The organism is Paraburkholderia sp. SIMBA_030 (genome assembly GCF_046535245.1).
Taxonomy (GTDB): Bacteria; Pseudomonadota; Gammaproteobacteria; order Burkholderiales; family Burkholderiaceae; genus Paraburkholderia.
Window position 1 is genome coordinate 1 of the sequence record NZ_JAWRXB010000366.1, and the last position, 277, is coordinate 277.

Annotated in this window: 1 protein-coding gene; it reads left to right on the plus strand. The window is 69.7% G+C overall.

Annotation, left to right across the window (positions count from 1 at the left end; translation table 11 throughout):
* On the plus strand, nucleotides 1-277 hold a 277-nt coding region (locus SB772_RS40370), incomplete at both ends, for an FAD-dependent oxidoreductase (protein WP_410838563.1).

The window sequence follows — 277 nt, forward strand, 5'->3', positions numbered from 1 at the left end:
CCGATCAATTCGTGCGCGGCGTTTCGCAAGCCGAAGCCGAAGCGATCGCCGGCACGCCGCTCGCGCAGGGCGGCTGGTTTTATCCGCTGGGCGGCGCAATCGATCCGGCTTCGCTGTGCCGCGCGCAGATCGCCGCCGCGCGCGCGCTGCCGGGCGCGCAGATCGACGTGCGTTATGGCGTGTCCGTCGGGCGCATCGAGCGGGATGACGACGGGGGTCTCTGGCGCATCTACGACGATGCCGATGCGCTCGTTACGCAGGCAGGCGTCGTCGTGTT